Origin of the sequence: Dyella sp. (genome assembly GCF_035685885.1) — a bacterium.
Classification (GTDB): Bacteria; Pseudomonadota; Gammaproteobacteria; order Xanthomonadales; family Rhodanobacteraceae; genus Dyella.
On sequence record NZ_DASRZX010000030.1, the window covers coordinates 40700 to 49446 of the forward strand.

The following is an 8747-nucleotide window of genomic DNA, read 5'->3' on the forward strand; positions in this document are numbered from 1 at the left end:
CGCGATGGCGCACATCACGGCGCCACGCTGGCGCTAGAACATCGAATTCGGATTCACCGCCTTCGCCGGCTCGTGCTGGATGACATCCCAGTGTTCGACGATCTTTCCGTTGCGAACGCGGAAGATCTCGGCCACCGCGATGGCCGGTGCCTTGGGAGCGGGCGTCACGCGCACGTGCAGGAACACCAGGTCACCTTCGGCGACGCTGCGCACGACCTCCCAGTGAGGGTCGGGAAATTGCTTGATCAGGCCTTCAAGGAACGTGACAGTGGAGGCGGCGGTGCCACCGGCGCTGTCGGCGCTGTGTTCCACGAAATCGGCAGCGGCATAGCGCGCAAAGGCTTCACGCGGTTTGAATTCCTGCATGGCGAGTTTGTAGAAATCGAGCACCACTGTCTTGGGATCGTTGGCGCCTGTGGCGTGTACGGGCAGGCTGAGCAACAGGCCGATCAGTAAAGCAAAGCCGTATTTCATGGGATTCCCCTCCGGGTCAGGAAACAAGGTCTTCCATTCGCCCCACTACTCCGAAGCCTCGACTCCAAGGACCGTGCCGGAGCCATCCACTTCGCAACTGTAAAGCCGGGATCTGTCGTCCATGCTGGCGAGAAAGGTAAAGAGCCTCCCTCGCGAAGTCCGCTGCTCGTGAGTCAAGCGCCAGCCATCCACCCGGCCGTGCAGTGTCGGCCGGATCTGTTGCTCGCAGGAGGCCACATCGCGCTCATGCATGGCCTGTGCAGCCACGGCCGCCTCGTCTTGCGGCTTGTGCCAGCGATTCCAGCTGGCCATGCCCGCCAGACCGGCAATCGCCAGGCAGGTCAGCAGCGCCCTGGCGATACGGCGCCGTGTCCGCCGCTTCATGCGCCCTCTCCATTCGCCCCGCCATGGACGGCCAGACGTCCGTGCTGGCACGGCGATGGCGCGGCACGATGGTTGGTGGTCTTCGCCATCCAGATACCCATGGCATCCCCGCGTGGGCAGATCGGCAAATCGTACGCCAGCCCGGCCCGCCTTGCCTCTTCCCTGCTCCCCACGGACTCATGATCGCGTGCGGAAGTGCCACGGGTTATCGTTTCCCCACCCGGCGCACGACGGGCCCGCGCGTTGGCCCGGGCGAAACCGGGCGGCAAGCGCGACGGCAAACCTGATGGAGTGCGATGTAATGGGCGTCATCACCGATTACCCGATCGTGCTGTTGCTCGTATCCCTGGCCTGCATGTGGCTCGCCGAACGGCTGGGCGTCATGCTCGCCCGGCGCCACGGACCGGCCGAGAGCGATGTGCGCGACGCGTTCAATGTCGTACAAGGGGCGACGCTGACCCTGCTGGCCCTGATCATCGGCTTCAGTTTTTCCATGTCGATCAGCCGCTACGACCAGCGCAAGCTGTACGAGGAAGCGGAAGCCAATGCCATCGGCACGGAATACGTGCGGCTTGACCTGCTTCCTCCGGCCGAGGCTTCGAAGGCGCGCGCGCTGCTGGTGGACTATCTCGCGCAACGCATTGCCTTCTACAGCACCCGGAGCGATGCCGGCCTTCGCAACATCAACGCCCGCACGAGCAAGTTGCAGGCCCAGCTATGGGCCGCCGTAGTGCCTCCCGCACAGGAGAAACCCGACGTGCTCTCGGCCCTGGTGGTCGCAGGCATGAACGATGTGCTCAATTCGCAAGGCTATGCCCAGGCGTCCTGGTGGAACCGCATCCCTGCGGCGGCATGGGCGCTGATGGTCGTCATCGCACTGGGCTGCAATCTCCTGATCGGCTTCAGCTCGCGACGGCTCACGACAGAACCGGCGCTGTTGTTCATCCTGCCCGTCGTCATCGCCATTTCGTTCATGCTGATCGCGGACATCGACAGCCCGAAGGGCGGACTGATCCGCGTGGCGCCGCAGAACCTCATCGCGCTGGCGGACAGCCTGAAACACTGATCGCGTCAGCGCCTTGTGGCGAGCACGCCATCCAGCGCCAATTGCGCGCGAAACCCCGCCTTTTCCAGCCGTCTTGAAACTTCCCGCGGAACGTCGCGATCGCTGGTGAGCTTGTTGGGGCTACCCGTGTAATGGAACAGACGACCACCGCGGCGCAGCACCCGCGCGAGCTGGTCGTAGAAGGCCTGGGAATAGAGCTCGCCCGCGATGCCGAAGCGCGGCGGATCGTGCAGCAGCGCGTCCACCGAAGCTTCCGCCACGTTCGCGATCTCCAGCGAAACGTCGGCGTGGGCCAGCTGCAGGCGGCCACCATGGACAGGCGCGTCGGGATCGGGCGACCACGGGTTGATGGTGCGCAGCCACAATACGTCGGGATTCTTCTCGAACGACTGGATGCGCGATACGCCGGCTTCCAGGCAGCACGCCGCGAAATAACCCAGGCCACCGCAAGTATCCAGCACGGATTTCCCGCGTGGCTCGATCAGCTCCACCTTCCGGCGCGCGTCCTCGAACGGCGATTCCTTCGAGGTGGGCAGCATCTTGATGCCGTCGATCTCGAACGTCGGCGCACCCCACTCCGTGGGCACCAGCTTGATCAGCGAGCCGGAAAAGCGCGAGACGGGCGCGAATTCCTCGCCATCCCAAAAATAGATCGTGCGGTTCTTCAACTTCTGCGGGTAAGGATAGCGCCGACCTTTCCACTCCCAATGTTCGGGCTGGAGCGCCGCCTTGCCATCGGAGCAGCCAAGATCCAGCGAACCCATCCACTCGGCCGCTTCGGCATTGCGAGCGGCGAGCATGGCATCGAGAGCGGAACGCGTAAGCAGCGGACCGGAATAATGCGACACGACAGTCTTTCTCCTGGTTCGGGCAGGCGCCCGTTTAGCGACAGGTCCAGGCATGCCTGTCGGCAGCGCTCTCAAACCCAGGGATATTATGACCGACGGTGCGAGCAGACCGTCGGGGACATCGCCCTCTCTGCGCAATTACCTGCTTAAGCCCCATGCCAGCAGGAAAATGCGCAGCGCAGTTTCCTCCGCTGCTGCACAGGCGCAAACAGCTCTCTATGCCTTTTGGATGAGCATCGAAAACGCGCCAGGCCGATCAATCCGCCACGGCGTACGCCGTCTTCTTCCTGAGTGACGGGCACGCGGGCGGATGTCCCCCCGGGCCACGGCACACCACGATGGCCGAAGCGGCAGCGAAGGCCGCGCCGTCGAACACAGGGTTCCTGCCGAAATCGGGCGGCGTCATGCCCAGGTGGGAGAGCATCTCGCGCATCACGTGCACTTTTGCATTGCGGCGCGTGGCATCGGTGTTGTAGGTGAAGCTGATGGTGGTGGATGCCTCGTTGCTGGTTTCAACCATGTGAGGGCTGGTCAAAGGCATGTAGACGCCCATGCCCGGACTCAGCTGAAAGACATGGGCCCGCTGGCGGAACGACTCGTTCCACAGGGTCCGGCTCAGGTCATGGCTCATGTGGAACACATCGCGCGCGCGATCGCTGCATACCTGGGTATCTTCGGCGTCCCACACGTACACCGTCTTGGTGCCGCGCACCTGGAAGAGAAAGACATGGCTTCGATCGATGTGGAATGGCGTGGCCGTATTGGGCGAGGCGGAGAAGATCCATCCCGCGCGGTAGTACAGGCCCGGATCTTTCCGCTCGATCATCGGTTGCATCGCATTGATGACCGAATCGACCAGCTCGCGGTACAGCGGATCGGCCTGGATATGGCGAAGCAGCACCCACGCGTTGGCCTTGCCGATATCACGCAAGGAATCCACCGCGGACTTTGCGCACGGAAAGAGCTGCGCGGCCTCGTCGAAATCCGTTCCGGCGGTCACGTCGCTGTTGAACGCATACCAGCGCGTCGTACCACGGCAGCGCTTGCCCAGCTCCACCAGCTGCTCCGATTGCAGCAACGGATGATCCAGCAGCGCATGCCTGAACGGCTGTATGCGCCACGGGTCGAATGCATCCCAATCCATGTCCACGACCGAGACAGGCATGCTGCTCATGGGCGCCTCCAGGCCTTGCTCCGGCAAGGCGATGCGTTGAACCGAAAAGTAGCTTTCGGCCCAACTTATACGCTGGCGCATAAGCACGAAGCAGACATCTGGAAGACATACGCCGTGAAAGAAAATGCGCTGAAATTCAGGGTGATGAATCTCAGCGCAAGAGCTTATTTGGACGGCTAAATGATGCGAACTTCAATGCGCGGAAAGCCGTGTTTTCTTGCGGCCTCGCCAGGGTCTCCGCAAGCCACGCGCAGGCTCCCTGCCATCGCTTCAACACGTCTCGACGACTTCGAGTTCCATCCAGACACCCAGCGTGAAGTGCCGAGCATTGCCAGCCAGGAGGCGGTTGCCGTGGCGCCCATCAGGTCGTGGGCAGCATCGCTGCGCATCATCCGGCCGCGCGTGGACGGTCGGCCATGTGCGCCAGTTCGCCGAGGACATCGGCCGACAGCACCAGTTCTGCGGCCGCCAGGTTTTCCCGCAGATGCACCGGTGACGACGTGCCCGGGATCAACAAGATGTTCGGGGAGCGCGCAAGCAGCCACGCAAGCGCGACCTGCATGGGGGTTTCGCCAAGGCGCTTGGCGACCGCCGACAACGTGTCGGACTGCAGCGGCGTGAAACCGCCGAGCGGAAAGAACGGCACGTAGGCGATGCCTTTCTGCTGCAGCTTGTCAATCAGCGCATCGTCGGCCCGATGCACCAGGTTGTAGTGATTCTGCACGCACACCACCGGAGCGATGCGCTGCGCCTGCGCCACCTGGCCCGAGGTGGCGTTGCTGAGGCCGAGATGCCGAATCAGGCCCTTCTGTTGCAGCCCCGCCAGCGCCGTGAACTGCGCTTCGATGGAGGTTTCACTGGGCTGGAAGACATCGCCCATGATGCGCAGGTTAACCACATCGAGCACGTCGACGCCGAGATTGCGCAGATTGTCGTGCACGGCAGCGGTCAGCTCCGCAGGACTCTGGGCAGGGTTCCATGACGCGTCGGGACCACGCACTGCGCCCACCTTGGTGACGATGACGAGGTCGGCTGCATAAGGGTGTAACGCCTCTCGGATCAGCCGGTTGGTGACATGCGGCCCGTAGAAGTCACTGGTGTCGATGTGGTTCACGCCGGCATCAATGGCCTGGCGCAACACGGCGATGGCCGTCGCGTGGTCCTTCGGCGGCCCGAACACGCCCGGGCCTGCCAGCTGCATCGCGCCGTAACCCATGCGGGCCACCTGTCGATCACCCAACGAAAAGCTGCCCGCCTTGGAACGGTTGGTCATGGTCATCTCCACGAGTGTGCGAACGGATGAGAGGTACGAGGACTATAGACGTTGACTGGCTGCGCGATAATCCGCTGAAATCGGCACGGGTTGTGCGAGGTGCCGAACAATGACCACGGATTTTCAGGACCTCTTCGCGTTTCTCGCGGTGGTGCAGGCGGGTGGCTTCCGTGAAGGCGCCCGCGCCAGCGGTATTTCGGCGTCAAGCCTGAGCGAAGCCGTCCGACGCCTCGAAACGCGCCTTGGGGTCCGGCTGCTCAACCGCACGACGCGCAGCGTCTCGCCCACGGAGGCGGGGGCGCGCCTGGCCGAACGGCTCGTGCCAGCGCTAGGCGAGGTGGAGGCCGCGCTGGATGTGGTCAACAGCTTTCGCGACCGACCCACCGGGACACTTCGGCTCAACGTGCCCGTCAGCGTTGCGCGCCTTGTCCTGCCCTCGATCATCACGCCGTTCCTCAAGGCCTACCCCGAGATCAAGCTCGAGGTCATCGTGGAGGACAGTTTTGTCGACATGCTGGCGGCAGGTTGCGATGCGGGCATCCGCTACGACGAGCGGCTGGAGCAGGACATGATCGCCGTGCCCATCGGGCCCCGTTTCCAGCGCTTCGCGACGGCTGCGTCGCCCGACTACCTGCGTGCGCATGGTCGCCCCGAACATCCCCGCGACCTGCTCCACCACGCGTGCATGCGCGGACAATTCGCCAGCGGCGCCATTCCTGTCTGGGAGTTCGAGCGCGATGGCGAAGTGATAAAGGTTGATCCCACCGGCCCGCTGATGGTCCGCATCGGCGCCGCGGCGGACCTCGCAATTGAAGCCGCCATCGGTGGACTGGGCGTGATCTATCTATTCGAAGACTGGTTGCGCCCGCATCTCGACAGCGGCGCGCTCGAACCTGTACTGGAACCCTGGTGGCAAACCTTTACAGGCCCGTTCCTCTACTACCCCGGCCGCAGCCATCTGCCCGCGCCGCTGCGTGCGTTCGTTGAATTCATCCGCGCGGGATGACTGCATTGCCATCCGGCTCCCTATGGGCTGCGGGTATACGGTGTGCCTGCGAGCGCTGCGGAGACGCCCGTGAAACCACGTTCCATGACCTGCAGAAACGCTGCGCCCGTGTCGCCTTTCCTGCGAAATATGCGTAGCGCCTCGCCATAGGCGATCACCATGGTATCCATCAACATGGCGGCAGCAAGACGGCCGTCCGGGTCGAAGTTCGGCATGTGCGCAGCCTCGCACAGCATCGCGGCGAGATCATCGGCCAGGGTTATCTGAAGCTCGCGCGCACGCGTGCTGAGCGCGGGACTTTCCGCGACCGTCCGCCAGAACTGCACGGATCGCCTGGTGATCCTCAATAGCGGATGCCGCTGCTCCAACAGCGTGCGCATCAACGCCTGGAATGCCGCCACGGGCGATTGCTCGCCACGACCGGCAAGCGCGTGGCGCACCAGCGCCACGCTTTCCTCTTCGCGGTCGAAAACCAGATCTTCCTTCCGGGGGAAGTAGTTGAAGACGGTTTTTCTGGCGACATCCGCTTCGCTGGCTATGTCATCGACCGAGACATTCTCGAAACCGCGCTCGACGAACAGGCGCGTGGCGACATCGGAAATCGCCTGTCGCGTCGCCGCCTTCTTGCGGTCACGGAGTCCGGGCTGGCCTGGTGCGCTGGTGCTCATGTGACAATATTATACTGAGTGTATTATTTTTGCTTGAGCGCTGTCCGCTTGATGGCTTGGCGCTCGCCCGAGGACACCATCTTGATACATGACGTCGTGATTGCCGGGGCCGGCCCTGTGGGCCTGTTCCTTGCCTGCGAACTGCGTCTCGCAGGCCTTTCCGTCCTGGTGCTGGAACGGGCCGCCGATCCCCATTCACCCTTCAAGCGCCTTCCCTTCGGCATGCGAGGCCTCACGACGCCCACCATCGAGGCTTTCCATCGGCGCGGCCTGCTGGACGACATCGCGACGCGCATGCGTTCAAACGAGTCAGCGAATCACCGCAGCGCACCTGCTGCAGCCCATTGGATGAACCAACCCCGCCGGCCTGCCGGCCACTTCGCCGGCATCCAGTTCTACCACGACAGGATCAACACCTCGCAATGGCCGTATAGACTGCCGAGTGCGATCGACAACAGCATGATGGTCGACATGGAGTCACTCGAATCGGTTCTGGCCACGCGCGCCAATGCGATGGGAGCCGATATCAGGCGCGGCGTTGAGATCGAAGGATTCGATCCATCGCAGGAAACCGTCGCCATCCGCACCCCGGGCTACACGTTTCATGGTCGCTGGCTGGTGGGCTGCGATGGCGGGCGCAGCACGGTACGCAAGGCAGGCGGCTTTGAATTTGTCGGCACCGATCCCGAGTTCACCGGGTATTCCGTCGAAGTGGCATTGGCCGATGCGGACAAACTTCGCCCGGGTCGCCATTACACGCCAACGGGCATGTACACCTATGCGCAACCCGGCATCATCGGCATGGTCGATTTCGATGGCGGCGCTTTCCACCGCAACTCGCCAGCACAGGAACACGTTCAAGCGGTGCTGCGCCGAGTCTCCGGCACGGATGTCACCATCGCGGCCCTGAAGCTTGCCACCACCTGGACCGATCGCGCCTATCAGGCAACGGCGTATCGCAAAGGACGGGTGTTGCTTGCTGGCGACGCTGCGCACACGCATTCGCCGCTGGGTGGCCAGGGCCTCAACCTGGGGCTTGGCGACGCCATGAATCTGGGATGGAAGCTCGCTGCAACACTCCGTTGCGACGCACCCAGCAGCCTTCTCGATACCTATGGCCACGAACGGATGCCTGTGGGCGCCCAAGTCCTGGATTGGTCACGTGCACAGGTCGCACTGATGCGACCCACCCGAAGTTCGCGAGCACTCGAGGCGATCATCCGTGACCTCATCGACACCGGTGACGGCGCGACGTATTTCGCCGAGCGCGTGTGGGGCGTATCGCTGCGCCATGACCTGGGCGATGGCCATCCGCTGGCCGGATACAGCGCGCCGGATTTCGAGCTGGCCGACGGAACGAGGATCGGCGAACGCCTCAGGACGGGCAAAGGCCTGCTGCTGGATTTTGGCGCCGATGCGCCGCTTCAGGAGCTGGCGGCTCGCTGGGACCCCCAGGTCATCCATGTCGCTGGCGATACGAAGGACAAGCTCGGCCTGGTCGCGATGCTCGTACGTCCCGATGGTGTGGTGGCCTGGGCCGCGGAGGATATGGCAGATCCTGATGACGCCGCGCACGCCTTGTCTCGATGGTTCGGAGAGCCAGGCCCATCCATCACGCGACGAATTTCGTAAAGTCCAGCGCCCAAGCCTGGGCCGTTGAAAGCGGCCACGTGTGTCACGCCGCGTCGCACGCGCGCCGACGCTCTGCATCGCCCAGGTCACCTTCGGATCGAGGGTCAACTCACATCACGGAGAACCTGTCCGCGCTACCCGCCAAAACGACCCGTGGTGCCGGATTGCGCGTTCAATAAATCCCCGGGACGAGGCGTTTGGTGCGTGCCGCGTATTGACGAA

General features: G+C 63.4%; 9 protein-coding genes. 3 read left to right on the forward strand and 6 right to left on the reverse strand.

Features of this window, described 5'->3' with window-relative positions; translation table 11 throughout:
- Positions 1-33 precede the first annotated feature (33 nt).
- Both VFG49_RS03880 and VFG49_RS03885 read right to left on the reverse strand, forming a co-directional pair.
- Complete coding sequence (locus tag VFG49_RS03880) at positions 34-474, reverse strand: nuclear transport factor 2 family protein (protein ID WP_324858195.1); 441 nt, start codon at positions 472-474, stop codon at positions 34-36.
- A gap of 45 nt (positions 475-519) precedes the next feature.
- Positions 520-858, reverse strand: a complete 339-nt coding sequence (locus VFG49_RS03885; RefSeq protein WP_324858196.1) for a hypothetical protein — start codon at positions 856-858, stop codon at positions 520-522.
- Positions 859-1159: 301 nt separating this feature from the next.
- On the opposite strand from VFG49_RS03885, the gene VFG49_RS03890 reads away from it, so the two are divergent.
- Positions 1160-1924 carry a hypothetical protein gene (locus tag VFG49_RS03890; protein ID WP_324858197.1) on the forward strand — a complete coding sequence of 255 codons (765 nt, stop codon included), beginning with the start codon at positions 1160-1162 and terminating at the stop codon, positions 1922-1924.
- Between the two features lie 5 nt (positions 1925-1929).
- Here VFG49_RS03890 and VFG49_RS03895 read toward each other — a convergent pair whose 3' ends face one another.
- The 3 genes from VFG49_RS03895 to VFG49_RS03905 all read right to left on the reverse strand — a co-directional run bounded on the left by VFG49_RS03895 (position 1930) and on the right by VFG49_RS03905 (position 5219).
- Entirely contained in the window at positions 1930-2772 is an 843-nt protein-coding gene (locus VFG49_RS03895; RefSeq protein WP_324858198.1) for an SAM-dependent methyltransferase, read from the reverse strand.
- A gap of 256 nt (positions 2773-3028) precedes the next feature.
- Positions 3029-3946 (reverse strand): JmjC domain-containing protein, encoded by a 918-nt coding sequence (locus VFG49_RS03900; protein ID WP_324858199.1) that lies wholly within the window; start codon positions 3944-3946, stop codon positions 3029-3031.
- A 388-nt stretch (positions 3947-4334) separates the two neighbouring features.
- Entirely contained in the window at positions 4335-5219 is an 885-nt protein-coding gene (locus VFG49_RS03905; RefSeq protein WP_324858200.1) for an aldo/keto reductase family oxidoreductase, read from the reverse strand.
- A gap of 109 nt (positions 5220-5328) precedes the next feature.
- Here VFG49_RS03905 and VFG49_RS03910 point away from each other — a divergent pair, with 109 nt between their 5' ends.
- The gene (locus VFG49_RS03910) at positions 5329-6225 is read left to right on the forward strand and encodes a LysR family transcriptional regulator (protein ID WP_324858201.1); all 897 of its coding nucleotides are present in this window, start codon (positions 5329-5331) and stop codon (positions 6223-6225) included.
- A gap of 20 nt (positions 6226-6245) precedes the next feature.
- Here the strand turns inward: VFG49_RS03910 and VFG49_RS03915 are convergent, their stop codons facing one another.
- A complete protein-coding gene (locus VFG49_RS03915; RefSeq protein WP_324858202.1) occupies positions 6246-6893 on the reverse strand; it encodes a TetR/AcrR family transcriptional regulator in 648 nt (215 codons plus the stop codon).
- An 81-nt stretch (positions 6894-6974) separates the two neighbouring features.
- On the opposite strand from VFG49_RS03915, the gene VFG49_RS03920 reads away from it, so the two are divergent.
- Positions 6975-8525, forward strand: a complete 1551-nt coding sequence (locus VFG49_RS03920; protein WP_324858203.1) for an FAD-dependent monooxygenase — start codon at positions 6975-6977, stop codon at positions 8523-8525.
- Positions 8526-8747 lie beyond the last annotated feature (222 nt).